General features: G+C 67.9%; 24 protein-coding genes. 12 read left to right on the top strand and 12 right to left on the bottom strand.

Features of this window, described 5'->3' with window-relative positions; all coding sequences use genetic code 11:
* The first annotated feature begins 242 nt into the window (after positions 1 to 242).
* Positions 243 to 710 carry a PaaI family thioesterase gene (locus tag CCO03_RS12085; protein WP_087281370.1) on the top strand — a complete coding sequence of 156 codons (468 nt, stop codon included), beginning with the start codon at positions 243 to 245 and terminating at the stop codon, positions 708 to 710.
* A gap of 219 nt (positions 711 to 929) precedes the next feature.
* On the opposite strand, the gene queF is transcribed toward CCO03_RS12085, so the two are convergent.
* The 3 genes from queF to yaaA form a co-directional block, all read right to left on the bottom strand.
* A complete protein-coding gene (gene queF / locus CCO03_RS12090; RefSeq protein WP_087281372.1) occupies positions 930 to 1,775 on the bottom strand; it encodes an NADPH-dependent 7-cyano-7-deazaguanine reductase QueF in 846 nt (281 codons plus the stop codon).
* A 130-nt stretch (positions 1,776 to 1,905) separates the two neighbouring features.
* A complete protein-coding gene (locus tag CCO03_RS12095) occupies positions 1,906 to 2,799 on the bottom strand; it encodes a 2OG-Fe(II) oxygenase (protein ID WP_087281374.1) in 894 nt (297 codons plus the stop codon).
* Positions 2,796 to 3,590 carry a peroxide stress protein YaaA gene (gene yaaA, locus CCO03_RS12100; protein ID WP_087281377.1) on the bottom strand — a complete coding sequence of 265 codons (795 nt, stop codon included), beginning with the start codon at positions 3,588 to 3,590 and terminating at the stop codon, positions 2,796 to 2,798. The genes CCO03_RS12095 and yaaA overlap by 4 nt, the downstream gene beginning before the upstream one ends.
* Before the next feature lie 499 nt (positions 3,591 to 4,089).
* On the opposite strand from yaaA, the gene CCO03_RS12105 reads away from it, so the two are divergent.
* The 3 genes from CCO03_RS12105 to CCO03_RS12115 all read left to right on the top strand — a co-directional run bounded on the left by CCO03_RS12105 (position 4,090) and on the right by CCO03_RS12115 (position 5,992).
* Positions 4,090 to 4,647 (top strand): cytochrome b, encoded by a 558-nt coding sequence (locus CCO03_RS12105; RefSeq protein ID WP_087281379.1) that lies wholly within the window; start codon positions 4,090 to 4,092, stop codon positions 4,645 to 4,647.
* Between the two features lie 121 nt (positions 4,648 to 4,768).
* A complete protein-coding gene (locus CCO03_RS12110) occupies positions 4,769 to 5,338 on the top strand; it encodes a YceI family protein (protein WP_087281381.1) in 570 nt (189 codons plus the stop codon).
* A 69-nt stretch (positions 5,339 to 5,407) separates the two neighbouring features.
* Entirely contained in the window at positions 5,408 to 5,992 is a 585-nt protein-coding gene (locus tag CCO03_RS12115) for a YceI family protein (RefSeq protein ID WP_087281383.1), read from the top strand.
* A 108-nt stretch (positions 5,993 to 6,100) separates the two neighbouring features.
* Here the strand turns inward: CCO03_RS12115 and CCO03_RS12120 are convergent, their stop codons facing one another.
* Positions 6,101 to 7,021: a LysR family transcriptional regulator gene (locus CCO03_RS12120; RefSeq protein ID WP_087281385.1), complete on the bottom strand. Its 921-nt coding sequence runs from the start codon at positions 7,019 to 7,021 to the stop codon at positions 6,101 to 6,103.
* 101 nt (positions 7,022 to 7,122) lie between these two features.
* On the opposite strand from CCO03_RS12120, the gene CCO03_RS12125 reads away from it, so the two are divergent.
* Together CCO03_RS12125 and CCO03_RS12130 are read left to right on the top strand one after the other, a co-directional pair.
* On the top strand, positions 7,123 to 8,637 hold the full coding sequence (locus CCO03_RS12125) for an MFS transporter (protein WP_087281387.1): 1,515 nt from the start codon (positions 7,123 to 7,125) through the stop codon (positions 8,635 to 8,637).
* Positions 8,638 to 8,801: 164 nt separating this feature from the next.
* Complete coding sequence (locus tag CCO03_RS12130; RefSeq protein WP_087281389.1) at positions 8,802 to 11,762, top strand: valine--tRNA ligase; 2,961 nt, start codon at positions 8,802 to 8,804, stop codon at positions 11,760 to 11,762.
* A 534-nt stretch (positions 11,763 to 12,296) separates the two neighbouring features.
* On the opposite strand, the gene CCO03_RS12135 is transcribed toward CCO03_RS12130, so the two are convergent.
* The gene (locus tag CCO03_RS12135; protein WP_087281391.1) at positions 12,297 to 12,533 is read right to left on the bottom strand and encodes a hypothetical protein; all 237 of its coding nucleotides are present in this window, start codon (positions 12,531 to 12,533) and stop codon (positions 12,297 to 12,299) included.
* 736 nt (positions 12,534 to 13,269) lie between these two features.
* On the opposite strand from CCO03_RS12135, the gene CCO03_RS12140 reads away from it, so the two are divergent.
* Complete coding sequence (locus CCO03_RS12140; RefSeq protein WP_087281393.1) at positions 13,270 to 14,271, top strand: Bug family tripartite tricarboxylate transporter substrate binding protein; 1,002 nt, start codon at positions 13,270 to 13,272, stop codon at positions 14,269 to 14,271.
* A 56-nt stretch (positions 14,272 to 14,327) separates the two neighbouring features.
* Here CCO03_RS12140 and CCO03_RS12145 read toward each other — a convergent pair whose 3' ends face one another.
* A complete protein-coding gene (locus tag CCO03_RS12145; RefSeq protein WP_087281395.1) occupies positions 14,328 to 14,519 on the bottom strand; it encodes a type 2 periplasmic-binding domain-containing protein in 192 nt (63 codons plus the stop codon).
* 452 nt (positions 14,520 to 14,971) lie between these two features.
* Between CCO03_RS12145 and CCO03_RS12150 the strand changes: the two genes are divergently transcribed.
* Positions 14,972 to 16,591, top strand: a complete 1,620-nt coding sequence (locus tag CCO03_RS12150; RefSeq protein WP_087284621.1) for a phosphoethanolamine transferase — start codon at positions 14,972 to 14,974, stop codon at positions 16,589 to 16,591.
* Positions 16,592 to 16,617: 26 nt separating this feature from the next.
* Here the strand turns inward: CCO03_RS12150 and CCO03_RS12155 are convergent, their stop codons facing one another.
* Complete coding sequence (locus tag CCO03_RS12155) at positions 16,618 to 17,520, bottom strand: LysR substrate-binding domain-containing protein (RefSeq protein ID WP_087281397.1); 903 nt, start codon at positions 17,518 to 17,520, stop codon at positions 16,618 to 16,620.
* Positions 17,521 to 17,595: 75 nt separating this feature from the next.
* Here CCO03_RS12155 and CCO03_RS12160 point away from each other — a divergent pair, with 75 nt between their 5' ends.
* The 4 genes from CCO03_RS12160 (at position 17,596) to CCO03_RS12175 (ending at position 21,418) form a co-directional block, all read left to right on the top strand.
* Positions 17,596 to 18,759: an MFS transporter gene (locus tag CCO03_RS12160; RefSeq protein WP_087281399.1), complete on the top strand. Its 1,164-nt coding sequence runs from the start codon at positions 17,596 to 17,598 to the stop codon at positions 18,757 to 18,759.
* Between the two features lie 95 nt (positions 18,760 to 18,854).
* Positions 18,855 to 19,604, top strand: coding sequence for a 2,5-didehydrogluconate reductase DkgB (gene dkgB / locus CCO03_RS12165; RefSeq protein WP_236904136.1), 750 nt, complete (start codon positions 18,855 to 18,857; stop codon positions 19,602 to 19,604).
* Positions 19,605 to 19,754: 150 nt separating this feature from the next.
* Positions 19,755 to 20,621, top strand: coding sequence for a class A beta-lactamase (gene bla / locus CCO03_RS12170; RefSeq protein ID WP_087281401.1), 867 nt, complete (start codon positions 19,755 to 19,757; stop codon positions 20,619 to 20,621).
* A 74-nt stretch (positions 20,622 to 20,695) separates the two neighbouring features.
* Positions 20,696 to 21,418: an alpha/beta fold hydrolase gene (locus tag CCO03_RS12175; protein WP_157667664.1), complete on the top strand. Its 723-nt coding sequence runs from the start codon at positions 20,696 to 20,698 to the stop codon at positions 21,416 to 21,418.
* A gap of 33 nt (positions 21,419 to 21,451) precedes the next feature.
* Here CCO03_RS12175 and CCO03_RS12180 read toward each other — a convergent pair whose 3' ends face one another.
* The 5 genes from CCO03_RS12180 to CCO03_RS12200 form a co-directional block, all read right to left on the bottom strand.
* Complete coding sequence (locus CCO03_RS12180) at positions 21,452 to 22,243, bottom strand: crotonase/enoyl-CoA hydratase family protein (protein ID WP_087281405.1); 792 nt, start codon at positions 22,241 to 22,243, stop codon at positions 21,452 to 21,454.
* Between the two features lie 96 nt (positions 22,244 to 22,339).
* On the bottom strand, positions 22,340 to 23,347 hold the full coding sequence (locus CCO03_RS12185; RefSeq protein WP_087281407.1) for an acyl-CoA dehydrogenase family protein: 1,008 nt from the start codon (positions 23,345 to 23,347) through the stop codon (positions 22,340 to 22,342).
* Positions 23,348 to 23,430: 83 nt separating this feature from the next.
* Complete coding sequence (locus CCO03_RS12190; RefSeq protein WP_087281409.1) at positions 23,431 to 24,588, bottom strand: acyl-CoA dehydrogenase family protein; 1,158 nt, start codon at positions 24,586 to 24,588, stop codon at positions 23,431 to 23,433.
* A complete protein-coding gene (locus tag CCO03_RS12195) occupies positions 24,585 to 25,841 on the bottom strand; it encodes a CaiB/BaiF CoA transferase family protein (protein ID WP_087281411.1) in 1,257 nt (418 codons plus the stop codon). The genes CCO03_RS12190 and CCO03_RS12195 overlap by 4 nt, the downstream gene beginning before the upstream one ends.
* Positions 25,838 to 26,833 carry a Bug family tripartite tricarboxylate transporter substrate binding protein gene (locus CCO03_RS12200; RefSeq protein ID WP_087281413.1) on the bottom strand — a complete coding sequence of 332 codons (996 nt, stop codon included), beginning with the start codon at positions 26,831 to 26,833 and terminating at the stop codon, positions 25,838 to 25,840. Before CCO03_RS12200 ends, CCO03_RS12195 begins: the two co-directional genes overlap by 4 nt.
* Positions 26,834 to 26,876: the final 43 nt, after the last annotated feature.

Raw genomic sequence — 26,876 nt, forward strand, 5'->3', positions numbered from 1 at the left:
GACTTACCCTGACTGGTCGCAGCCCATGTTTTCGGTTAGAGCGCACTCCAAATTCGCGATCCAGGCGGTTGACTCGAGGGTATCCAAAGGAATTACAGATTCGTGCACGGGCTGATTCGCCGTACTCCCCACGCCCGTCCGCCGGATGCCGCCGGGCACGAACCAGGCCGCAGCCGAACGTCGACTCACCCCACGCCTCGCCACCGCCCCTGTCGCGAGCTTCACATGGCGCGGACGCCGGCATGCGTACCCTCACTGCCATGAACCTCTCCGACGACCCCAGCACCGCCCGCATGCTCGAGACCATCGGCTTTGAGCGCCTGGTCCACACCGATCCCAGTGGCGTGGCCCATGTGCGCTTTGCGGCACGCCCCGAATTCGCCCACAGCCGAGGCACCACCGTGCAAGGCGGCTTGATCGCCGCCTGGCTGGACAACGCCATGGCGCACGCGGTGCGCGCGCGGGATGCCGCCGTGGGCATCAGCACGCTGGAACTCAAGCTCAGCTACCTCGAGCGCGTGGGCGTGGCGCCCATGGAAGCCCGTGCGCGCGTGTTGCGCTGGGGCGGCAGCGTGGTGTTCCTGGAAGCCGATCTGGTGGACGAACAAGGCCAGGTGCTGGTCAAGGCCAACTCCACCGGCAAGCTGCTGCGCCCCAAGCCGGCCGCCGCGGTCAAGCCAGCCAATCCGGTTGAGGTTGCGCAGCCCTGAAGGGATTCCCCCGCGGTGGGGTTTGCTGTCAACTCACTTCATCCTGGGGCTGTCGCTGAGATCGTCTAGGCGCCCATTCCCTGAGCGTGACGTCGCCCCCAGCTGCCAATGGCCTTGCGGCGTCCGAAGCCTGCGCGAGGTCCGGTCCGGTGGTGTTGCCGATGGGCGCTACCGGCAAGCACACCGGCGAGCGACGTGTGCCGGGGCTCAGCCCGTCCGTCACTGCCGCGCGGTGCGCACGTTGACCGGCACGGGGCCGGGGTGGCTGGTGCGGAAGGGGTTGATGTCCAAGCCGCCGCGGCGCGTATAGCGCGCGTAGACCGTGAGGCGCTGCGGCTTGCAGCGCTGCCAGATGTCCATGAACATGCGCTCCACGCACTGCTCGTGAAACTCGGTGTGCTGGCGGAAGCTGACGATGTACTGCAGCAGGCCCAGCTGGTCAATCTGCGGGCCCGTGTAGCGCACCTGCACACTGCCCCAGTCCGGCTGACCCGTGACCAGGCAATTGCTCTTGAGCAGCCGGCTGATCAGCGTCTCCTCGACCGGCGCCTCATCCAGCGCAGCACTCAGGCGCTCGGGCGCAGGGTGGTAATCGCTGCACTCGGCGTCCAGGCGGTCCAGCAGCACGCCATCGAGTTCGTGGATGTGCTGGGCGTCGAACGCGTCGGGGTCGATCAGCGTGACCGACACGGAGGCCCGCACCGCGCCGCCACCCCAGGCCGCCTGCGACAGGTCCCGCACCAGGCAGTCGCGCACGGTCGCCGCGCTGTCGAAGCGCGTCTGGTTGAAGCTGTTCAGGTACAGCTTGAGCGACTTGCTCTCGATCAGGTGCGTGGATTCGGCCGGCACCAGGAATTGCGCCATGGCCACCTCGGGCTTGCCGCGCGGCCCCAGCCAGGACAGCTCGTAGGCCGTCCACAGGTCGGCGCCAAAGAAGAGCGGCCGCGCGCCCACGCCAATCGCCTCGCGGTTGGCCTGGCGGGCGATGGGGCACAGCAGCGCGGGCGTGTACTGGTCCACATAGGCGGACACCTTGCCCAGCGGCGATTGGGACGTGTCGCTCACGCCGCCTCCTGGCCGGTGTGTGCCGTCTGCCGCTGGCAAGTGCTCAGGGCGCCAAATTGCAAATTCTGAAAATCCACAGGAGTATCAGCCATTCCCCTTTGTGAAATAAACGGGAACATCGTCATACTCCTCAATTGAATTCCCCTTCGCGCAACCACTTGGTGGCCACCCACTTTTCACCGGCGATCACCGGGGTGCCGCCGTGCAGGCTCTTGGTGCTGGGGTGCGGGCGCTCGTAGCTGAAGAACACCGCGTGGCCCCGCTTGGGCGCAACCTCGAATCCGCCCGCATCGGGGAAGACGGTGCCGCCGCCTTTTTCCGGGTCGTTCAGGTACATGAGCAGCGTGCCCACGCGCTGGCCGCCGCGCTTGAGGATGGTCGAGGTGCCGGGCTGCGCCGGGTCGAAGTAGTCGTAATGCGGCTTGTACTCGGCGCCCGGGCGGTAGTGCAGCACCTGCAGGCCCTCGCCGTTTTCCACCGGCCAGCGCAGCAGGCGGGCGATGCGGGCCTCGATGCGGCGCACGACCTCGGTTTCGCCGCGCTGGAAGAACATGCCGTCGCTGGTGCGGTCGGCGTGCACCTCTTCGCCGCCCGTGGCGTTGGCCACCGTCATCGACCGCGCCATGCGGGGCCGCGCCGCCGCCACCAGCGCGTCGCACTCCTCGCCGCTCAGGAAGTCGCCGAAGACCACGATGCGGGGCTTTTGCATCACGCTGAGCACCGCCACCCGGCGGTCGCCGGTGTCCACGAACAAGGGCGACTGGCCCAGGTCGGCATCGGGCACCCGCGAGGCGGGCGGCATCTGGTTGGCGGCGGCCTGGGCACGTTTGCCGGCCGGCATCTCTTCGAGGTGGGCCCGCAAGGTGGTTTCCATGGCCTCGATGGCCACCTCTTCCTGCCAGCCCGCGGCCAGCATGCTGTCGAGCACGGCCTGCGCGGTGTGGCCGGACTGGGCCTGGGCCACGATCCACTCGCGCAGCTCGGGCGTGATGGTCTGGGGCAATGCCTGCTGCGATTGATTCATGCCTTTTCCTTTCGTCGAAACACCAGCCGGTCGGCCGACGAGGCCGCGGCATGCCAGTGGTAGCCGTCCACGTCAAAGCCTTTCAGGCCGTCGGGCTGATCCACCCCTTGCGCGGCAGCCCAATGCAGCATCAGGCCCCGGGCACGCTTGGCGAAGAAACTGATGATCTTGTAGTCGCCGTTTTTCTCGTCCTGAAACACGCACTCGACCACCCGCGCGCGCAGGGCCTTGCGGTCCACGGCGCGGAAGTACTCCTGCGACGCCAGGTTCACCAGCACGGCGTTGCCGGCGTCGGCCCCGGGCTGGGCCGCCAGGGCGGCGTTCAGCGCCTTGGCGATGCGATCGCCCCAGAAATGGTAGAGGTCGTCCCCGCGCTCGGTCTGCAGCTTGGTGCCCATTTCGAGGCGGTAGGCCTGCAGGTTGTCCAGCGGCCGCAACACGCCATACAGGCCGCTGAGGATGCGCGCGTGCGCCTGCAGCCACTGCAGCTGGGCCAGGGGCATCTGCCGTGCGGCCAGGCCGTCGTACACGTCGCCATCGAAAGCGAACACGGCCGGGCGCACGGCGCCGGGCTGCGGCTTGGCGCGCCAGGCGTCATAGCGTGCGACGTTCAGCGCGGCCAGCTTGTCGCTCAAGCCCATGAGCTGCGCGACCTCGAGCGGCGACTTGCGGGCCAGCACACCGATCAAGGCTTTGGCCTGGCTCTGGAACTCGGGCTCGGTGGCCACCGCCGCCGTGGCAGCGGGGCTGGCGTAGTCCAGCGCCTTGGCTGGAGAGATGACATACAGCATGTCGAATGTTGACTTGAACGGAGAAGCGGGCGCCATGCCGCCCGACGATGCGCAGGCGACGCCACGGATCGGACACAAACCGCGCATTATTCCAGTGCCATCCCGGGCGCCGGGTGCCAGCGCCAAAAGTCCCGACGACCATCACGGCCGTCGCCAGGTCCAGCACCGGCTCGCCATCGGCCCAACATCAACCTCAGCCTGACCTCGTGCCAGCTTCATCCTGGCCCTCCTGCCCCTGCGTGTCGCCCCCTCGATTCCTCCAAAACCCGCTGCGCAGTGCCCAGGGTTGGCGCCAGGGCTCCGGGATCGAACGCCCCGAGGGCGGCGCGAAGCCGGATCCGTGCAAGACCGCACGCCACCGCCGCCGGTCATTCAAATTTTTTGAACTGCCACCACAAATCCCCTGAACTTCTGGCGCACAACCGCCTCGTAAACTGCGCGCCACACCGGCCGGTTCGCGCCGCCAACCCGGCAGCGCGGCCCTTTCACACCCACGCCCATGCCCACACTCGATCGCCCCACCAGCTACACCGGCACGGCCAAGGCCCTGCACTGGCTGCTGGCCGTGTCCCTCATCGGCCTGATCGCCTTTGGCTGGTACATGACCGGCCTGCCCATCTCGCCCACCAAGCTCAAGTTCTACAACTGGCACAAATGGGCCGGCATCACCATCCTGGTGCTGTCGGTGGCGCGCCTGCTGTGGCGCCTCACCCACCGCCCGCCTGCGCTGCCCGATGCCATGCAGGCCGCCATGCCAGCCTGGCAGCGCGTGGCCCACCACGGCGTGCACCACCTGATGTATGCGCTGTTCTTCCTCGTGCCGCTGATGGGCTGGGCGATGAGCTCGGCCGCCGGCTTCCCGGTCGTCTGGTTCGGCGTGCTCGAGCTGCCCGACTTCGTCGCCAAGAACCCCGAGCTGGCCGAGGTGCTCAAACCCTGGCACGGCCGGCTGGCCTGGCTGCTGACCGCCCTCATCGTGCTGCACGTGGCCGCCGTCATCAAACACCAGCTCATCGACCGCGACGGCCTGCTGGGCCGCATGCTGCCCGGCCGCTGAGGCCGTCGCCGCCTGCGCATCGTGCTCATATCACAGGAGTATGCAGCCATTTCCGTTCTTGAAACATCGAGAGCCGCCGCATACTCCATTTACCCCAGTCACCGTTTTTTAAGAGGTTTCCATGTCCAAGGTTGTTTCGCTGCCCCGCACCCTCGTCGCCCTGGGCCTGGCCGCGGCCTGTGCCGGCAGCGCCTGGGCCCAGCAGGCGCTGGTGCCGGCGCAAAGCCAGATCGAGTTCACCGCCAAGCAGATGGGCGTGCCCATCAAGGGACACTTCAAAAAGTTTGATGGCAAAGTCGCCTTCGACCCCGCCAAGCCCCAGGCCGGCAGCGTGCAGATCGGCATCGACATGGGCAGCGCGACCATGGGCGTGAAGGAAAACGACGCCGAGCTGCCCAAGGCGGACTGGTTCAACGTGGCGAAGTTTCCGCGCGCCGAATTCCAGTCCACGGCCATCAAGCCCCTGGGCGGCGACAAGTATGAAGTGAGCGGCAAGCTCAGCATCAAGGGCGCCAGCCAGAATGTGCAGCTGCCGGTGACCATCGCCAAGTCCGGCGCCAACCTGGTGGCCACCGGCACCCTGCCGATCAAGCGCACCGCGTTCAAGGTGGGCGATGGCGACTGGGCCGACACCTCCATGGTGGCCGACGAGGTCAGCGTGGCCTTCAAGATCACCACAGCATCCAAGTGATTCCGTTTTTGATCAACGGAAACTCACCCGTACTCCCCTCAACCAACACTGCAAGGAACTGAACCGATCATGATCACCACCCGCCTGAGCCTGGCCGCCGTCGCCGCCGTTGCTGCCCTGGGAGCCGCCGCCCCCGCCATGGCCGCCAGCTACGCCATCGACCCCAGCCACACCTACGTGACCTTCGAGATCGACCACATGGGCACGACGACCAACCGCGTGCGCTTCGACAAGAAGGAAGGCACCGTCGAGTTCGACCGCGCCGCCAAGACCGGCAAGGTGGACATCAGCATCGACACGGCCTCGGTCAACTCGGGCCTGGCCGCCTTCAACAAGCACCTGGCCAGCGCCGACATCCTCGACGCCGAGAAATTCCCCAAGGCCCGCTTCGTGGCCGACACCTTCGTGTTCGACGGCGACAAGGTCAGCGAAGTGCAAGGCCAGCTGACGATCAAGGACAAGACGGCCCCCGTCACCCTGAAGGCCAGCAAGTTCAACTGCTACCCCAGCCCCATGCTGCAAAAGCGCGAAGTCTGCGGCGGCGACTTCAGCGCCACCATCGACCGCTCGCAATGGGGCGTGAACTACGGCAGCAACTTTGGCGTGCCCAAGGACGTGCGCCTGGTGGTGCAGATCGAAGCCGTCAAGCAGTGATGGCTTGAGGCGTCACTCCCTGGCGCCTGCACCCACCAAGACCCGCCGCTGGCGGGTTTTGTCGTTTTTTGGGGTATCCGGTCATTGCCGTTTGAAAATCAACGGCAATCAACCCATACTGCCGTCACCCTCGGTGAGCAGCTGCGCCAGGCGTTCGGGCAGCCACAAGGCGGCCTCGCTCAGCGCCGCGCCCTGCAGGCTGAGCATGCGCACGGCCAGGGGCGGCAGCCGCAGCTCGGGACAATCCAGCGCCACGATGCGCGGCTCGATGTCGGGCGTCTGCGCGATGTTGCGCGGCAGGATGCCCCAGCCGATGCCGTCGGCCAGCATGTCCGCCAGCACGTAGACGCTGCCCGAGCGCCAGATGCGCGGGCTGACCACGGGGTCCTCCACGCCCTCGATGTGCATCACCAGCTGGCGATGGCGCGCCAGGTCGTCGCGCGTGACCTGCGGCTGCGCGGCCAGCGCATGGTGGCGCGCCACACACACCACCTGCGGCACGCTGGCCACGTAGCGCTGGGCAAACGGCGCCGCGGTGAACCCGTCTGCGGTCGCGCCCGCGCGGCCCGTCGGCCCCCGATCGAACTGAAACGCCAGCGCGGCGCGGTGCGACTGCACGTCGTCCGCCACTTCGGCCGCCGTGCCATTCAGCAAGGTCAGGTCCAGCGACGCATACCGCTGCGACAGCTCGAGCAGCAGCCGCGCCAGCGGCGGGTAAGGCAAGGCCTCGTCCAGCGCCACGCACAGCTTGGGCGACTCGCCCGCCGCCAGCGCCTGGGCCCGCACATCCAGGGCCTGGGCCTGGCCCAGCAGCGCGCGCGCTTCCAGCAGCATGACTTCGCCAGCCGGCGTCAACGTCACCGCGCGCCCCGCGCGGTGGAAGAGCAGCAGGCCCAGGTCGGCCTCGAGCAGGCCCATGGCCATGCTGACGGCCGATTGCGCCCGGCCCAACCGGCGGGCCGCCTGGGTCATGGAGCCGCAATCGGCCACGGCGACGAATTGGTTGAGGCGTTCCAGCGTCCATTCCATTCATCAATTTTATTGATTCATTTAAACTTTTATCAAATCAAAAATTGATTGATCATCGCGACCACCGTTCACGAAACCGGCCGCCCTGAAAAGAGGTCTGCATGTTGTCCCCCGCCATTCCTGGCACCCCGCCCACCGCCGCGCATCCCGGTCGCTGGCTGGTGCTGGCCATCGTCTCCGTCGCGCTGCTGCTCATCGTCATCGACATGACCGTGCTGTACACCGCCCTGCCCCGGCTCACCCATGACCTGGCCGCCAGCGCCTCGGCCAAGCTCTGGATCATCAACGTCTATTCGTTGGTGGTCTCGGGCCTGCTGCTGGGCATGGGCACGCTGGGCGACCGCCTGGGCCACAAGCGCCTGTTCATCGCCGGCCTGGCGGTGTTTGGCGTCGCTTCGCTGGCCGCGGCCTTTGCGCCCGGCACCGGCCTCTTGATCGCGGCCCGCGCCGTGCTGGGCGTGGGCGCGGCCATGATGATGCCGGCCACGCTGTCGCTGATCCGGCTGAACTTCGGCGACGACCGCGAACGCGCGCTGGCCATCGGCATCTGGGCCTCGGTCGCGTCCGGCGGCGCCGCCTTCGGCCCCGTGGTGGGCGGCGTGCTGCTCGAGCATTTCTGGTGGGGCTCGGTGTTCCTCATCAACGTGCCCATCGTGCTCATCGCCCTGCCGCTGGCCTGGCGCTGCATTCCGACCCATGCCGGCCACCCCAGCCGCCCCTGGGACCTGCTCGGTTCGCTGCAGGTGATGGTGGGGCTGGTGGCCTGCACCTTTGCCATCAAGGAATTGGGCAAGCCCGCGCCGGACGGCCTGCTGGCCGCCGCGGCCCTGGCGTTGGGCGTGGGCGCCTTGTGGGTGTTCGTGCGCCGCCAGCGTCGCATGGCCCATCCGCTGCTGGACCTGAACCTGTTCCGGCACACAGGTTTCAGCACGGCCGTCATGGCCGCCCTGGTGGCCTCGGCCACGCTGCTGGGCATGGAGCTGGTGTTCAGCCAGCGCATGCAGCTGGTGCTAGGCCGCAGCCCGCTCGAGGCCGGTCTGGCCGTGCTGCCGCTGCCCATCGCCGCCTTCGTGATCGGCCCGATTGCGGGCCGGCTGCTGCCGCGCTGGGGCGCCGGCCGCTTGCTGACCCTGGCGCTGCTGGCGGCGGGTCTGGGCATGGGCGGCTACCTGGCCCTGCACCAGGCCCCGGCCCTGTCGCAGGCCCTGAGCCTGGCCCTGCTGGGGGCCGGTGTGGGCGCGGCCATGACGGCCGCCTCGGCCACGCTGCTGATGAGCGCGCCCGCCGACCGCGCCGGCATGGCAGCCTCGGTCGAAGAGGTGTCGTACGAGTTGGGCGGCGCGCTGGGCGTCACCGTGATGGGCAGCCTGCTCTCGGCCGTCTACACCCGCACGCTGGCTCTGCCCCCGACCTTGCCCGCGTTGCCTGTGCCAGTGTCGGTGCACGACAGCCTGGACGACGCGCTGCGGGCTGCCGAGCAGCTGCCCGATGCCGCTGCCCTGGCCCTCACTCAGGCTGCCAGCACGGCGTTCGACCATGGGTTCGCGGCTGTCCTGCTGCTGGCCACCGCGCTGCTGCTGGCGATGGCCTGGGGCGTGAAGCGGCGCATGGGCTGACCGTCGCCCGACACGCCGATCTCGGCGCTCAGGCCCTCGGCCGCGGCATGGCCTGCGTCGGGTCTGCTCAGGGGGCTCGCTAAAATTGGCGCCATTTCGCGCTGCGCCCGCCCCGGGCAGCGCCGCACCCTGATCGGCACCTCGCGTGCCCTTTTCATTTCGCCATGAGCACGACACCCACCCAGCCCGGCCTCGACAGCCTCTCCAAGTCCTTCGAACCCGCCGAGATCGAGCGCACCTGGGGTCCGTTCTGGGAAGCACACGGCGTCGGCCGCGCCGGCTACCGCGGCACGGGTGAGCCCAACGCCGCCGAGGCCGCCGCCGGCCACAACTTCGCCATCCAGCTGCCGCCGCCCAACGTGACCGGCACGCTGCACATGGGCCACGCCTTCAACCAGACCATCATGGACACCCTCACGCGCTACCACCGCATGCAGGGCTTCAACACGGCCTGGATTCCCGGCACCGATCACGCCGGCATCGCCACGCAGATCGTGGTGGAACGCCAGCTGCAGGAACAAGGCAAAAGCCGCTACGACTTCGGCCGCGAGAACTTCGTCCAACAGGTGTGGGCCTGGAAGGAACACTCGGGCAACACCATCACCACGCAGATGCGCCGCATGGGCGACACGGTGGACTGGAGCCGCGAGTACTTCACCATGGACGACAAACTGTCCCGGGTGGTCAACGACACCTTCGTGCGCCTGTACGAGCAAGGGCTGATCTACCGCGGCAAGCGCCTGGTGAACTGGGACCCCAAGCTGCAATCGGCCGTGTCCGACCTCGAGGTCGAGAGCGAGGAGAAGGACGGCTCGCTGTGGCACATCGCCTACCCGCTGGTCGATGCCGACGGCAGCCTGAAGGCGGCCGGTGCGCCGGCCCAGCTGGTGGTGGCCACCACCCGCCCTGAAACCATGCTGGGCGACGTGGCCGTGATGGTGCACCCCGACGACGAGCGCTACCAGGCGCTGATCGGCCACACCGTCATGCTGCCGCTGTGCGGGCGCGAGATCCCCATCATTGCCGACGACTACGTGGACCGCGAGTTCGGCACCGGCGTGGTCAAGGTCACGCCCGCGCATGACCACAACGACTACGCCGTGGGCCTGCGTCATGGCCTGCCCATCGTGCCGGTGCTGGACCTGCAGGCCCACATCCTGGGCAACGCGTCGGCTGACGCCGCCTCGGATCCGGCCACCGACCCGGCCGTGCTGCGCGCCCAGCAGGCCATCCCGGCCGCCTACCGCGGGCTGGACCGCTTTGCCGCGCGCAAGGCCATCGTGGCCGACCTGGACGCCCAGGGCCTGCTGATCGAGACCAAGAAGCACAAGCTCATGGTGCCGATCTGCACGCGCACGGGCCAGGTCGTCGAGCCCATGCTGACCGACCAGTGGTTCATGGCCATGAACAAGGTGAGTGAGCAAGACCCCACGGGCAAGTCCATCGCGCAAAAAGCCATCGACGCCGTGAGCAGCGGCGCCGTCACCTTCTACCCGGAGAACTGGGTCAACACCTACAACCAATGGATGCACAACATCCAGGACTGGTGCATCTCGCGCCAGCTGTGGTGGGGCCACCAGATTCCGGCCTGGTACGACGAGAACGGCCAGGTCTACGTGGCGCGCAGCGAAGCCGAGGCGCAGGCCCAGGCCGGTGCCGGCGCTAAGCTGACGCGCGACGAGGACGTGCTCGACACTTGGTACTCGTCGGGTTTAGTGCCTTTTTCGACCATGGGATGGCCTAATCCAGACGATACCCCCACATCAGACTACAACCTCTACCTGCCCAGCACCGTGCTGGTCACGGGCTACGACATCATCTTCTTCTGGGTCGCCCGCATGATCATGTTCACCACCCACTTCACGGGTCAGGTGCCGTTCAAGCACGTCTACATGCACGGCCTGGTGCGTGACGCGCAGGGCAACAAGATGAGCAAGTCCGAAGGCAACGTGCTCGATCCCGTCGACCTGATCGACGGCATCGCGCTCGAGCCCCTGCTGGACAAGCGCACCACCGGCCTGCGCCGCCCCGAAACCGCCCCCAAGGTGCGTAAGCAGACCGAGAAGGAGTTCCCCGACGGCATCCCGGCCTACGGTGCAGACGCCTTGCGCTTCACCTTCGCCTCGCTGGCCTCGCTGGGCCGCAGCATCAACTTCGACACCAAGCGCTGCGAGGGCTACCGCAACTTCTGCAACAAGCTCTGGAACGCCTCGCGCTTCGTCTTGATGAACTGCGAAGGCCACGACGTGAACCCGGCTGGCGACAGCTCGGCTGCGCGCTCGGCCGCCGACCGCTGGATCGTCTCGCGCCTGCAAAAGGTCGAGGCCGAAGTGACCAAGGGCTTTGCCGACTACCGGCTGGACAACGTCGCCGGCACCCTCTACGACTTCGTCTGGAACGAGTACTGCGACTGGTACCTGGAAATCGCCAAGGTGCAGATCCAGACCGGCACGCCCGAGCAGCAAGCCGCCACGCGCCGCACGCTGATCCGCGTGCTCGAAGCCATCCTGCGCCTGGCCCACCCCATCATCCCCTTCGTCACCGAAGCGCTGTGGCAGGTGGTGGCCCCCATCGCCGGCAAGTCGTCGGGCCAGGCCGGCGCCACCATCAGCGTGGCCCCTTATCCCCAGGCCCAGGCCGAGTACATCGACGAGGCCGCCGAAGCCGAGATCGCCAAGCTCAAGTCCTTCGTCGATGCCTGCCGCACGCTGCGCGGCGAGATGGGCGTGTCACCGGCCCAGCGCCTGCCCCTGCTCGCCTTTGGCGAACAGGCCTTCCTGAGCGGCAACGCCGAGGTGCTGAAGGCTCTGGCCAAGCTGCAGGACGTGCAGTGCTTCGCCGACCAGGCCGCCTGGCAGGCGGCCGCCCAGGCTGCGCCGGTGGCCGTGGTGGGCGAGGCCCAGCTGGCCCTGTTCATGGAGGTGGACAAGGACGCCGAGCGCGCCCGCATCGCCAAGGAAATCAAGCGCCTCGAGGGCGAGCTGACCAAGGCCCAGGCCAAGCTGGGCAACGAGGCCTTCGTCGCCAAGGCCCCGCCTGCGGTGATCGAGCAGGAGCACAAGCGCGTGGCCGAGTTCGGTGCCGCGCTGACCAAGCTGCAGGACCAGCTGCAGCGCCTGGGCTGATGGCCAAGGAGTATGGTGACGTTCCCGTTATACAAATAACGGGAACAGCACCATACTCCATCATATTCAACACTTGAATCGCACCCATCCACGTCGTCACCGTCTGCTGGCGGCCGCAGCGCTGGCCATCCGTGCTGACGCGGAAACGCAGGTTGACGCATGCGCCGGGGACAGCGCGTGGAGAAACCAGCCGTCGTCATCCAAGCGGCTTGAGCTCGGGCACCACGACGCTGGCGGTCACGCGATGGATCGGCAGAGCGACGGCGGTCGATCACCACATGCCGCCCGGCGCCGTGGCCAGACATCGGCTCGACATCTCGCTGAACAGCGGCCCATGACCCGGGCGCGCCACGCCTTCCCGGCCCCAACAGGCTGCTCAGCCGCCTGAGCGCCGCCAGGCCAACGGGTGGCGCCGAGGGAGGTTGCGCAGAACCTTGGGCCAGGTGCGTGTCCACCTCGGCAATGCCTCGACACGCAAGTCGAGTGCCGCGTGGGTATCGGGGCGCCCCCCCTCGGCGCCAAGCGACGGCCACTTCACCCCAGGTGCGCGGTGCTGCGGTAGCGGTGCGAGCCCGCCAGCGATTCCTGCAGCAAGGCATCGAGCACGCAGACCGAGAGCTCACCCCCATGCGAGAAGGTGTCGAAACTCAGGGGCACGCGGCGCAGGTCCGGCCCCACGTCGTCGTCGTCGCGCCAGGCCGGGGGCAGTTCAGGGTCCAGGCCCAGCCAGGCGGCTGCGGTGGTGGCGAGGATTTTGTGGCGCGGGGTCATGGCAAGTCTCCGGTGGCGGCGCCTGGCCTGAAGCCCGAGGTGCCGGTGTGGCGGGCGTTGCGCAGCGCACAACGAACAGGGCGCCATTGTTGGCAGCGGTCACGCGGCTGACAACGAAGCAAGTCGCAGCAGCGCATGCGGTTTGCGCATATCGGCACCCCGGTGCACCACGCGCCGCCCATGGTGCGCGCGATCGTGAGCCCCTGCTGCCGCGGGGCTGTGGCGCCTGGTGCTGCTCGGTGTGTCCGACCACGGCATGAGACCACGAGCCAGCTGCAGCCGATTGCCCGGACGCCAACGCCGGGTTGGCGTCGATGGGACCTGTCCCCGCGGGATGGGCGCAGGCCCAGCGTGTCGCGCCCATTCGGCTGCCGGTGACGTTGGCCCGGTGCCGCAAACCCGCCTTCGCTTGACGGGCAATCCATGCCGATGCGCCTCGAACAGGCATGGGCCGATGGGCTTGGAATCGCTGGCGGCCATCCCCCCGTGCGGCCTCCACCCAACCTGGCGCGCACACCAGCATGTCATGACACTTGCAGGTATCCCCCTTTTTTCGTCTGACATGCAAGACCACTCAGTGCTTACTCCATCACCTTTTGAGATGCCAGCGCACCACCTCTCGACAAACGCATATCCAAACGCGGATTTCTTCGTTCCGTTTCGAGCCACCGCTGCCTAAGGTTCAGGGCTCACGGTGGGACCACCCGCCTGTCCTCCACACATCGCCACCAAGACCATGAACCGATTCCTCCAACGTGCCCCCGTGCGCCGCGCCCTGCTGGCGCTGGCCGCCCTGCCCTGGCTGTTGCCGCTGGCCACCACCCCGGCCCAGGCCGACACCTGGCCCAGCAAACCCATCAAGCTCGTGGTGCCGTTTCCGCCCGGCGGCGCGGCCGACGTGATCGGCCGCTACTACGCCGAACAGCTGACGCAGGCGCTCGGCCAGCCCGTGCTGGTCGACAACAAGCCCGGCGCCGGCACCGCGATTGCCGCCGAGTACGTGGCCCGCGCCACGCCCGACGGCTACACGCTCTCGCTCGCCACGACCGGCCAGCTGACCGTGCTGCCCCACCTCGAGCCCAAGCTGCGCTTCAACGCCTTGAAGGACTTCACCCCCGTTTCGCTGGTGGCCGAAGTACCCAACGTCGTCGCCGTCAACGCCAACTTCCCGGCCAAGTCCGTGCGCGAGCTGGTGGCGCAGGCCAAGGCGCAGCCCGGCAAGGTGGCCTATTCCTCATGCGGCACCGGCACGCTGTGCCACCTGACCGGTGAGCTGCTGCAGAGCCTGACCGGCACCGACCTGCTGCACGTGGCCTACAAGGGCAGCGCGCCCGCGGTCACGGCCGTGATCGGCGGAGAGGTGCCTGTGGCCGTGGACACGCTGACCGTGCTGGCGCCGCAGATCCAGGCCGGCAAGCTCAAGGGCCTGGTGCTCACCGCGAACAAGCGCTCGCCCCTGCTGCCCGACGTGCCCACGGCCAGCGAAGCCGGCCTGCCGGGCTTCGCGGCGGCAGGCTGGTTCGGCATCGTGCTGCCCGCCAACGCCCCGGCGCCCATCGTGAAGCGCCTGCAGACCGAGATCCACGCCATCGCGCACCATCCCAAGACCACGCAGGCCCTGCAGGCCCGCGGCATCACCGTCGAAGCCAACACGCCGGCCGAGTTCGCGGCGCTGATCCAGGCCGACCACGCGCGCTGGGGCAAGCTGATTGCCCAGAACCAGCTGCAAAGCCAGTGAGAGCTGCCGCTGCCAAGCTCGCCCCCTGCCCCCGCCCCGGGTCAGGCGCTGACAGGTCATGACGGGCCCGGCATGGGGCGACGCGAGCGCAGGCGCGTGAGCCCGTAGCGCCCCACATCCACCTCGAGGTCCACCACCGGCACCAGCAGGCCGGCCTGCACGTCGCGCTGGAACAGCCGCGTGGGCAGCCAGGCCACGCCCAGGCCCTGCGCCACCGCGTCGGCGAGCCTCTGCGAGGCATCGAACACCGATGCGTGTCAGCACGGGCCAACGCCGGAGCGGACATCAGGACGACGGCCACTGGACCTTGGCGCAACGGGCGGCCGCAGGGCCACGGCGATGGCCCGGCTGCGCAGGTGTCAGACAACCAGGTGCCAGGGGTTGGCCGGACACGCCATCCACCTCGCCACGTACCAGGCCGGCAATTTCAGCGCATTCCCGCCCATCGCGATCTCCCTCGTCCGGCCCACCGAATACCGCTTCACCCCAGAGCGGCCCTCTGATACGCTTCGCGCTTTTTGCCGCCTCTTGGGTGCAACCAGCGAGGGTTTGGGCCGCACCCCAAACCGCCTGCATGCTTTTCATGGTTGCCTGCTGGCAAGCAGCTGCGCTCCGTGGCCTGCATGGCGGTGTGTATCGCCAGTCGCCATGAGCGCCTGGTGTTTCGGAAATTCGCGTGCTTTTCTCTTCGAACATGTCCATGCGTCCCTTCGCACGGCAGGGGCAGGTGGTGTCCTGGCCGGCGCTGGCTGTCCTGGGGGCATTGGCCCTGGTCTTCATCGTCCTGGGCCATGACGGCCGCAGGGTCTGGCAGGTCGCGCTGCTGATCCTGGCGGTCTTTGCCTGGATGCGCTGGCCGCTGCAATCTCCCGTGTGGGCAGGTGTGCGCCGCGTGGCGGCCTTTGTCACCGTCATGCTGTGCGTGCTGGACGGCAGCGTGCGTGCCTACCTGTGGGCGCTGTATCAGGCTGCGCCTGACAGCTCGTTGGTGCTGGCAGCGGTGGCCAACACACATGTCCGCGAGAGCGAGGAATACCTGGCCATGAACTGGCGCATGGCAGCGCTGATGCTGACCGCATGGCTGGTGCTGGGCGGCGGCATCTGGTACTGCACGGGCAGGACCCTGCGCCAATCCATGGCGCAGGGTGCGCGGCACATGGCGGTCTGGGTGCTGATCGTGGTGGTGTGCACGGCCGCCTATGGGAGCAAGCCCTGGCGCCGCCTGCATCCTCTGAATTTCTGGGTGTACTGGATGCTGTCCGTGGACAAAATGCAGGACGACTGGAGCAACCTGGAAGGCATGCGCCAGCACGCGCTGACGGTGGCACGCCATGCCCAGCCCATGATCGCGAGCAGTGGCGCGTCCACCGTGCTGGTGGTGCTGACCGAAAGCGTGGTGCGCGACAACCTTTCGCTGTACGGCTATCCGCGCCCGACCACACCGGACCTGCAGGCCCAGCAGCAGGAACTGGGCGATCAGATGCTGGTGCTGCGCAATGCCTGGTCGGTGAATGCCAGCACACTGCCCGCGGTCAACAACCTGTTCTGGTTCGGCGCGCCGGGCCAGCCCGACGCCCTGCACCTGGTGGCACTGGCCCGCGCGGCCGGCTACAAGACCTGGTGGATCAGCAACCAGGCCGACATCGCCCTCGAACACCAGCACGCGCGCCAGGCCGATGTCTTCCAGATGATCAACCGCACACGTGGCCGCTCCACCGCCATGCTGGACGAGGAGATGCAGGACGAGCTGGGCCAGGCGCTGCAGGCCCCCGAGGCGCGCAAGTTCATCGTGGTCCACATGCAGGGCGCCCACCCGCATTACCGCCTGCGCTTTCCCGAAGGCCGCCATCCCTTCGACGAGATGGAGGACAGCGTGGACGCCGATCTCGAGCGCCAGGGCCGCTATCCCTGGGTGAGGAGCATGCGCAACGACTACGACGCGGCGGTGCATTACAACGACGCCGTGGTCGCCCGCATGATGCAGATGACCCGCGAGGCGACGGGCCGCGGCAAGGCGGCTGTGGTGTACCTCTCCGACCATGGCCAGGACGTGGGACACACCAGCAACCATGTGGGGCACAGCCCCACCACGCCCCAGGGCTATCGCATCCCGGCGGTGATCTGGCAATCAGGCTTTCTGCCCGCCCTGCCGCAGGACGTGGGTGCGAGGCCGTTCCGCGCGGATTGGGGTGCCTGGACCATTGCCCGGCTGCTGGAGCTGCGGTGGCGGGGCCAGGATGCCAGCCGCGACGTGCTGAGCACGCAATACCGTTGGGAAGCGCCCACGCTGCCGGTCAAGGTGAAGTCCTTCACGGACTGAACCACCGCCTGGGCCGAGCCTCGGCATCAGGCATCGAAGGGCTGTTGGCCCAATGCCTGGGCCACATGGTCCACGAAACAGGTGATGCGTGCGGCCAGGGCCGTGTTGCGGTAGTAGACGGCGTTGATCGGCTGGCGCACATCCAGTGTCTGCTTCGGGAAAAGCTGCAGCAGATCGCCATGGCGGCGGTCTTCGCGCGTCATGAAATCCGACAGGCAGACGATGCCCAACCCCGCCAGGGCCATGTGCCGCAGCGTTTCACCGCTTGACGAGGTGATCGTCGGCCGGATGTGCAAGGCGTTTCCCTCCGCGTCGCGCAGCGGCCAGTCGTTCAGCGTCTCGGGCTGGGTGAAGCCCAGCAGTGCGTGCCGTCCAAGCTGGTCGGGGCTGGCCGGCTTGCCATGGCGTTTCAGGTAGGCCGGACTGGCAAGCACCCGCACGCGGCTGGTGCCCATGGGACGGGCGTGCAGGGTAGAGTCTTTCAGTGCCCCGATGCGGAAGGCCACATCCGTGCGTTTTTCGAGCAGGTCGATGATGCCTTCGTTCGAGTTCAACTCCAGCACCACGTCGGGATAGCGGGCGCGGAAGCCTTCGAGCAGCGGCACCAGCACGTGCAGCATGAACGGGGTCGCCGCGTCGATGCGCAGCCGTCCAGCGGGGCGCATGCGCCGTGCCGCCATCTGCTCTTCCGCTTCATCGACCGATGCCAGGATGGCACGGGCGTGCTGCAGGAAGGCAGCGCCCTCCTCGGTCAGTTCCAGCCGCCGCGTGGTGCGACGCAGCAGCGTGGTTTGCAGCTTCTCCTCCAACCGTCCCAGCGTGCGGCTGGTGGCCGAGATCGTCAGGCCAAGCAGATCCGCCGCCGCCGTGATCGAGCCGGAGTCCACGACGGCCACGAAGGCGTGCAGTTCATCCAGGGTGGTTTTCATTGTTGAGTTCAAATCAATGAATTTTGTACGATACAGGGCTTAATCAGCAAATATCAAACCGGCACACTGCGGTCCATGAAATCCTCTGCTGCCTTGCTCGCCCTGGCCATTGGCGCCTTCGCCATCGGCACCACCGAGTTCGCCCCCATGGGCTTGCTGCCCGTGATCGCCGACGGTGTGCAGGTGAACATCCCCACCGCCGGCATGCTGGTGTCGGCCTACGCCGTCGGCGTCATGGCCGGCGCACCGGTGATGACGCTGCTGTTCAGCCGCTTCGGCAAGCGCGCGGCCCTGATGTCGCTGATGCTCATCTTCACCATCGGAAACCTGCTGTCGGCGTTCGCGCCGAGCTACGCGACCCTGCTGCTGTCGCGCCTGGTCACCAGCCTCAACCACGGGGCCTTCTTCGGCATCGGCGCCGTGGTGGCGGCGAGCGTCGTGCCCAAGGAGAAACAGGCCAGCGCGATCGCGGCCATGTTCATGGGCTTGACCGTGGCCAACATTGGCGGTGTGCCGGCCGCGACCTGGATCGGGCAGCAGGTGGGCTGGCGCCTGGCCTTCGGTGGCACGGCCCTGCTGGGCCTGGTCACCATCGCTGCGCTGTGGCTGGCGCTGCCCAAGGGCGAGCCGGGCACGCGCCCGGACGTGCGCCGGGAGCTGAAGGTGCTGACCCGCCCCGACGTGCTGCTGGCCCTGGGAACCACGGTGCTTGGCGCCGGGGCCATGTTTGCGCTCTACACCTATGTGGCGCCGGCGCTGGCCGACATCACCCAGGCCAGCCCGGGCTTCGTGGCTTTCGCGCTGGTGCTGATCGGCATCGGCTTCACACTGGGCAACAGCCTGGGCGGGCGGCTGGCCGATTGGTCGCTGGATGGCGCCACCCAGCTCATCCTCGCCGCGCTCGCCATCGTCATGGCCCTGCTGCCGCTGGCGATGACCACCCATGTGGGGGCTGCCATCGGGCTCGTGGTCTGGGGCGCCGCCGCCTTCGGCATCGTGCCGCCGGTGCAGATGCGCGTCATGCAGGCGGCGGCGCAGGCACCGGGCCTGGCCTCGTCCGTCAACGTCGGCGCGTTCAATCTCGGCAACGCCGTGGGCGCTGCCCTGGGCGGGGCCGTCATCGGCCAGGGGCTGGGCTATGCCGCCGTGCCCCTGGTGGGCGCGCTGCTGGCCTGCGGCGGCCTGGTGCTGGTGTGGCTGGGCCAGGCCGGCCGCCGATGCGTGACACAAGGTGCGTGATTCCTTTCCGCTTCTTCCATCTGATTTCGGAGTTTTTTGTGAGCAACATTCCTTCCTTTGGCGTCGGCACCTTCCGCCTGACCGGCCAGGCCGCCATGGATTCGGTGCGCAATGCATTGGACGTGGGCTATCGCGCCATCGATACCGCGCAGATCTACGGCAATGAAGCCGACGTTGGCCAGGCCATCGCCGAGAGCGGCGTGAAGCGGTCCGACCTGTTTGTCACCACCAAGATCTGGACCGACAACCTGGCCAGGACCAAGCTCGTGCCCAGCCTGCGCGAGAGCCTGGAGAAGCTGCGCACCGATCACGTCGACCTGACGCTGATCCATTGGCCCGCGCCAGGCAACGGCGTGGCGCTGCCCGAGTACATGGAGGCACTGGCCGAAGCCAAGGCGCTGGGCCTGACCCGCCAGATCGGCGTCTCCAACTTCAACATCGAACTGACCAGGCAGGCCATCGACGTGGTCGGCAACGGCGAGATCGCCACCAACCAGATCGAGTTGAGTCCCTACCTGCAGGGCCGCAAGCTGACGGCGTTCCTCCAGGAGCAGGGCATCACCGTCACCTCGTACATGACGCTGGCCTACGGCAAGGTGCTGAAGGACGCCGTGCTGGCACAGATCGCGGCCAAGCACCGGGCCACGGTGGCGCAGGTGGCGTTGGCCTGGGCGCTGCAGCTGGGCTACGCGGTGATTCCCTCGTCGACCAGGCGCGAGAACCTGGCCAGCAACCTGCTGGCTCGGGACCTGGCGCTGGACGCCGACGACATGGCGCTGATCGGCACGCTGGAGCGCAACGGCCGCGAAGTCGATCCCGAAGGATTGGCCCCGGTGTGGGACTGAGCGCCGTGCCTGCGGACCGGAGCGACCGGCCAACCTGAAAGGCAACGCTGAACAAGTCCCTCGCGTGCGGCGACTTGTTCAGCCTCGCCTTGAATGCTTGGCACAATTTTCACCTTCCCTGTCGCCCGACGTTCGACGCCGCAAACCGCCATGCCCACACGCAGACATGTCCACCACTCGGCCCTGTGGGCCATCGCCGGCCTGGCCGGATGCCAGGCATTCGCAAGGTCACCCAGCGGCCTGGCCGCCGACCTGCAAGCGTTGGAGCGGCAGGCCAACGGCCGGCTCGGCGTGCAGGTGGTGGACACCGGCACCGGCCGCGAAGCCGGCTACCGGGCCGACGAGCGCTTCATGATGCTGAGCTCGCACAAGCTGCTGGCGGCCGGCCTGGTGCTCTACCGGCACGACCAGCGCCAGGATTCGCTGGCGCGGCGCATCCGCTTCACCCGTGCCGACCTCGTCAGCCATTCACCCGTGACCGAACGCCACGTGGGTGGACAGGGCATGACCCTGGCCGAGCTGTGCCACGCCACGCTCACCACCAGCGACAACACGGCCGCCAACCTGATCCACGACAGCTATGGCGGCCCGCAGGGGCTGACGCGCTTCCTGCGCGGCCTGGGCGACGACATCACCCGGCTGGACCGCCGCGAAACCGCGCTCAACGTGCCGCAGGCCGGCGAACCGCTGGACTCGACCAGCCCGCGCGCCATCACGCGCAGCATGGGCAAGCTGGTGCTGGGCTATGTGCTCACGCCCGCATCGCGCCGGCAGCTGCAGGACTGGCTGGTGGCCAACACCACCGGCGGCAGGCGGCTGCGCGCCGGCCTGCCCACCGGCTGGCGGGTGGGCGACAAGACGGGCACGGCCGAGGTCGGCGCCAATGACATCGGCGTGGCTTGGCCGCCGGGCCGCGCGCCCCTGCTGCTGTCGGTTTACCTCGAGGCGCCCCCCACGGCGGCGCGCGACGAGGCCATCGCCACCGCCGCCCGCCTGGCCGTGGCCGCACTGGCCTGAGCGCCCCCCGGCGTGGACGCCTTGCCCCATCCATCACGCGGGTATGACACTACCGCCGTAGGGCAATTCAACCCATGCGTTTGATACTCATGCCTGGCATGGACGGCACCGGACTGCTGTTCGAGCCCTTCATCCGGGCCTGGCAGACGGCGGCCGGCCCCGCCGAGCTGCAGGTGATGCGTTATCCGGACGACCAGGCCTGGGGCTACGACGCGCTGCAACGCTGGCTACAGGGCCGACTGCCGCGTCAGGAGCCGCTCGTGCTGCTCGGCGAATCGTTCTCGGGGCCACTGGCCGTGCGACTGGCCGCGGACCCTGGCCTGCAGATCCGGGGGCTGATCCTGTGCGCCAGCTTCGTGCAATGCCCCCGGCCCAGCCTGCGCGCACCCGCGGCCCGGCTGCCCGCGCGCCTGCTGACGGGCCGGCCGAGCCTCGAGCTGGCGCAACGCGCCATCTTGGGCACGCGAGCCGATGCCGGCCTGCGCGACCTGTTCGCCCAGGCGCTGGGCCAGGTTTCGCCAGAGGTGCTCAAGACCCGGTTGATGGCGGTCATGCAGCTGGACCCCTCGATCGCCCGCCACTGGGCCAGCCTGCAGCGCCCCACGCTCAGCCTGTGCGCCTCGCGCGATTGGCTGGTGCCGGCCAGCGCCAGCCGTGCCCTGCAACGCCTGCGCCCCGGTGCCGACCTGCGCTGGCTGCCGGCCCCGCATGGCGTGCTGCAGACCGCGCCGCAGCAGGCCGCCACCGCCGTGGCGGATTTCGTGCGGGGCCCAGCCACCTGCGCGGGGCGGCCATGATGGGTCATGGCAGCGCCAGGCTGCCACGGCGCATCACTGGAACTTGGGCTTGCGCTTTTCGACGAAGGCGCGCACGGCTTCCTCGTGGTCGGCGGTCTGGTGGGCGATGGCCTGGTAGGCGGCCGAGATCTCGAGCGTGGAGGCCAGCGAGTTCTCCTGCCCCTCGCGGATCAGGCGCTTGGTCATGCGCAGCACGCCACCGGGGTTGGCGGCGATCTTGCCGGCCAGTGTCTTGGCGGCGTTCAGCAGCTCGTCGGGTTCGACCACGCGCGAGACCAGGCCGCAGGCCAGGGCTTCCTGGGCGTTGATGGCCTCGCCCGTGAACGCCATTTCGCTGGCCTTGGACAGGCCCACGACGCGCGGCAGCAGCCAGGCGCCACCGTCGCCCGGCACGATGCCGACCTTGACGAAGCTCTCGGCAAAGGTGGCGTTGCTGGCGGCGATGCGCAGGTCGCACATGCAGGTCAGGTCCAGGCCCGCGCCGATGGCCGGGCCGTTGATGGCCGCGATGGTGGGCACGTCCAGGTTGTAGAGCGCCAGCGGCAGGCGCTGGATGCCGTTGCGGTACTCGTCCTTCACGGTGTCCGAATCAGGCGGCGTGCCGGTGAAGTACTTCTGCATGTCCTTCACGTTGCCGCCCGAGCAGAACACGGGGCCGGCGCCGGTCACGATCATGGCGCGCACCGACTTGTCCTTGCGCACCTGGGCGCACAGCTCGACGAACTCGTCCACAGCGGTGTTGCCGGTCAGCGCGTTGCGCGTCTCGGGCTGGTTCATGGTGGCGATCAGCACGTTGCCGTCGCGTTCGATTTGCAGAAAGCTCATGGCATTCCTTCCAAATGGGTCTAGGACAAATGACAGAGGTATGAGGCAATTACCGTTATTGAATGAACGGCAAACACCCCATACTGCGCGCTCACATCACACCGACGCTTCTGCGTCGGACACGCGGCGAATCAGGTCCAGCGCCAGCGGGCTGGGGTCGGCGAGCAGCGCTTCGCCCGCCACGTCGTGCCAGTGGCTCTCGCTGCCGGCCGTCACGCGCCAGTGGTGCAGGCGACGCGTGTAGAGCTGCAGGTCAAACTCGGCCGTGAAGCCGATGGCGCCGTGGATGGAGTGGCTGAAATCGGCCACCACGACCACGGCTTCGCTGGTGCGTGCCTTGCCCACGGCCACCCGCACCGGGTCCGGCGTGAGCGTGCGGCTTTCGCAGGCGATCTGCGCCGCCATGCGCGACGAGAAGGCGTGTTCCGAAATCTGCGCCAGCTCGTGCTGGATGATCTGGAACTTGCCGATGGGCCGGCCGAACTGCTGGCGTTCGTTGGCGAACTGCAGCGTGCGCTCGAAGCAGGTCATCAGCGCGCCCGACAGCAGCGCGGCATACACCATGGCCTGGGCGACCTGCAGGTCGCCGGCGCCGGGCACCACGGGCGCCGCCGTCCAGACGGCCTCGGGCCAGCTCAGGCCGGCGTCCAGCGGGAACACGGCGGGGGTCTGGCTGGCTGCGGCTGCGGCCAGCAGGCGGGTCTCCCCCCCCAGCTCGACCGCCACCCACTGCGCCACCTTGGCGCAGCGCACACCGACCGCGCTGACCTGACCGCCAGCCTGCCTGGCGCGCGGCGCCATGGCGATGGCGCCCTCGGGCAGGCTGGCGCCGGCTTGTGCCAGCCAGCCGCGCACGAGCATGGTTTCGGCCAGCGGCAGCGGCAGCGCGTGGCGGCCGATCAGCTCCCACAGCGCGCAGGCGTCTTTCAGCACCATGCCAGCGCCGTCGGCGGACTCGGGCACCAGCGCGTCGGCAAAGCCCGACTCGGCGATCTGGGCCCACAGCGCGGCGGCGTCGGCGCCGCCTTCGATCTGGCGCACCACGGCGGGCGTGCATTGCTCGGCCAGCAGCTGGCCCAGGGCATCGCTAAACATGTTGTCCATTGTGTGACTCCTTGTCGGCGTATCAAGCCATTCCCGTTGTCTTTAAAACGGCAACAACCCCATACCCCATGAATTTCTGTGAATCAACGCAGTCCCAGGCCGCGGGCGATCATGCCCCGCAGGATGGAGCGCGTGCCGCCGCGCAGCGTGTAGCACGGCGCGATGTGGGTCACGTAGGTGAGGGTCTGCATCAGCTCGAACGGGACATCCGCCTCGTCGCGCGACAGCAGGTCATCGGCGATGGCCGCCGGGATGTACTGCTCCAGCACCGTGCCCTGGTCCTTGACCAGCGCGGCCTCGACGATGGGGCTTTCGTGGCGCGCCAGCTTTTCCTGGATGGCGATGGACATGGCGCGAAGCGGGGCCATGCGCGTGAGGATCTGCCCGGCCAGGCGGGTGGATTCGGGGCGCTTGCCGGCGGGCGTGCGGATGTAGGCCAGCCACTGGTCGAACAGCACGACCGACGAGAAGATGCGCTCGGGGCCGCTGCGCTCGAAGGCCAGCTCGGCGTTCACCTGCTCCCAGCCCTGCCCTTCGTTGCCCACCAGCGCGTCGGCGCTGAGCTGCACGTTGTCGAAGAACACCTCGCAGAAGTGGCTGTCGCCGGCCAGGTCTTCGATGGGGCGCACGGTGATGCCGGGCAGCGACAGGTCGACCAGCACCTGCGACAGGCCCTTTTGCCGGTCTTCGGTGGTGCCCGAGGTGCGCACCAGCGCGATCATGTAGTGGCAGTGGTGGGCGTTGGTGGTCCAGATTTTCTGGCCGTTGAGCAACCAGCCCTGGTCGTTCTTCTCGGCGCGCGTTTTCACGCTGGCCAGGTCAGAGCCGGAGTTGGGCTCGCTCATGCCGATGCAGCAGTACAGCTCGCCCTGGGCGATCTTGGGCAGGATGGTGCGCTTTTGCTCGTCGGTGCCGTACTTCAGCAGCAGCGGGCCGCTCTGGCGTTCGGCGATCCAGTGCGAGCCCACGGGTGCGCCGAAGTTGAGGAACTCCTCGACCAGCACGTAGCGCTCGAACGCCGTGCGGCCGCCACCGCCGTATTCCTTGGGAAAGGTCATGCCGAGCCAACCCTTGGCGCCCAGCGCCTTGGAGAACTCGGGGTCGAAGCCCGACCACGACTTGGCGCGGATGTGCGCCGGGATCTTGGCCGTGGCCTCGGTCAGGAAGGCGCGCACCTCGGCGCGCAGCGCTTCGGCCTCGGCCGGGATCTGCGTGATGGTCAGTGAGGCGATGGAGCTCATCCGAGCACTCCTTGGGTCGTGAGGTCGTCGATCTGGGCGTCGCTCAGGAACAGCGTGTCCTTGAGCACTTCGCGCGTGTGGTAACCGAGGGGCGGCGGTGCCGTGCGGTACTGCACCGGGGTGTCGGAAAAGCGCATGGGGCTGGCCACCAGCGGGATCTCGCCGCCAACGGGGTGCGTCATGCTGATCTGCATGCCGCGCGCCTTCACGTGCGGATCGGCGAACACGTCGGCCAGCGTGTTGATCGGGCCGCACGGCACCTGGGCCTTTTCCAGGAACTCGACCCATTCCTTGGTCGTTTTGGTGACCGTGAGCTGACGCACCATGGCGATCAATTCGGTGCGGTTGACGATGCGCGCGGCATTGGTCTTGAACTTGGGGTCGTCGCTCCAGGGCTTGCCGGTGGCTTTGCAGAAACGCGCGAACTGGCCGTCGTTGCCAATGGCCACGATCATGTAGCCGTCCGAGGTTGGGAAGTCCTGGTACGGCAGCGTGTTCGGGTGGGCGTTGCCCATGCGCTGCGGGTTCTCGCCCGAGTACAGGTAATTCATGGCCTGGTTGATCATGCAGGCCACGCCCACGTCCAGCAGCGCCATGTCGATGTGCTGGCCGCGCCCGGTGATGTTGCGTGCCTGGATGGCCGCCAGAATCGCCGTGCTGGAAAACAGGCCCGTCAGCACATCGGTGATGGCCACGCCGGCCTTCATGGGGCCGCCGCCCGGCTCGCCATCGGGCAGGCCAGTCACGCTCATCAGGCCGTCCATGCCCTGGATCAGGAAGTCATAGCCGGGGCGCGGCGCGTACGGGCCGGTCTGGCCGAACCCGGTCACCGAACAGTAGATGAGGCGCGGGTTGACGACCTTGAGGCTGTCGTAGTCCAGCCCGTACTGCTTGAGGTTGCCGAACTTGAAGTTCTCGATCAGCACATCGCACTGCTTGGCCAGCTCGACGATGAGCTGCTGCCCTGCCGGCTTGGCCATGTCCACCGCCACCGAGCGCTTGTTGCGGTTGGTGCAGAAGTAATAGGCGGCGTCGGTGGTGGTGTTGCCCTCCTTGTCCTTCAGGAAGGGCGGGCCCCAGGTGCGCGTGTCGTCACCCGAGCCGGGGCGCTCGATCTTGATCACCTCGGCGCCCAGGTCACCCAGCGTCTGGGCGGCCCAGGGGCCCGCCAGCACGCGGGACAAATCCAGCACCCGGATGCCCTGCAGGGCGGCCACGGGTGCGCCCGTCGGGGCAGCAGTCTGTTCGGTCATTGCAATTCAACTCCAGCGATCTTGGCGATGCGTTTCCATTGTTCGATTTCCTTGAGCTGGAAGGCCGCGAACTCGGCCGGCCCGCCCTTGGCGGCTTCGGCGCCCAGCTTCTCGTAGAAGGCCTTGGTTTCAGGCAGCTGCACGATCTTGGTCATCAGGTCGGCCATCACCTTGGTCTCGGCGGCCGGCACCTTGGCCGGCATCATGGCGCCCACCCAGGCGTAGGCTGTGAAGCCCGGCAGACCGGCTTCGGCCGCCGTGGGGATGTCCTTGGCCGCGGGCACGCGCTGGGTGTGCGCCAGCGCCAGGCCGCGGGCCTTGCCCGAGTTGATGAGCTCGAGCGCCGAGGTGATCTCGACGAAGCTGAAGTCGATGGTGTTGGCCACGATGGCCTGCATGGACTCGCTCGCGCCCTTGAACGGGATGTTGGTCGTCTTGACCTTGGCCTGCTCGTTGAACAGCTCGGCCATCAGCTGGTAGCCGGCCGAGCCGGCGCCGTAGTTCAGCTTGCCGGGGTTGGCCTTGGCGGCGGCGATCAGGTCGGCCATGGTCTTGTATTTGGAGCCCGCAGGCGTGGCCAACACGGCCGGCGTCAGCACCGACAGGCTCAGCGGCTTGAAGTCCTTGACCGGGTCGTAGGGCAGCTTCTTGAACAAGGCGGCATTGACGGCCAGCGTGGAGTTGCTGCCGAAGAAGACGGTGTAGCCGTCGGGCTTGGCATTGAGCGCCGCGTTCACGGCGATGAAGCCGTTGCCGCCCGGGCGGTTGTCGATGACCACGGCTTGACCGGTCAGGTCGGTGAGCTTCTTGCCGAAGTAGCGCGCCGAGGTGTCCGTGGCCGAACCTGGCGGAAACGGCACGATGAAGGTGACGGTGCGGTTGGGGTAGGCCTTGTCAGCGGCATGTGCAGGCCCGGCCAGGCCCGCGCCCAGCAACACGGCGGCGCCCACGGTGGCGCTCATGGCGCGGCGGGTGAAGGAATTCGATTTCATGCAGTATCTCCCGTTTATCGTTGAAAAATCATCGAGCAAACAA

The organism is Comamonas serinivorans (assembly GCF_002158865.1).
GTDB classification, from domain to species: Bacteria; Pseudomonadota; Gammaproteobacteria; order Burkholderiales; family Burkholderiaceae_C; genus Comamonas_E; species Comamonas_E serinivorans.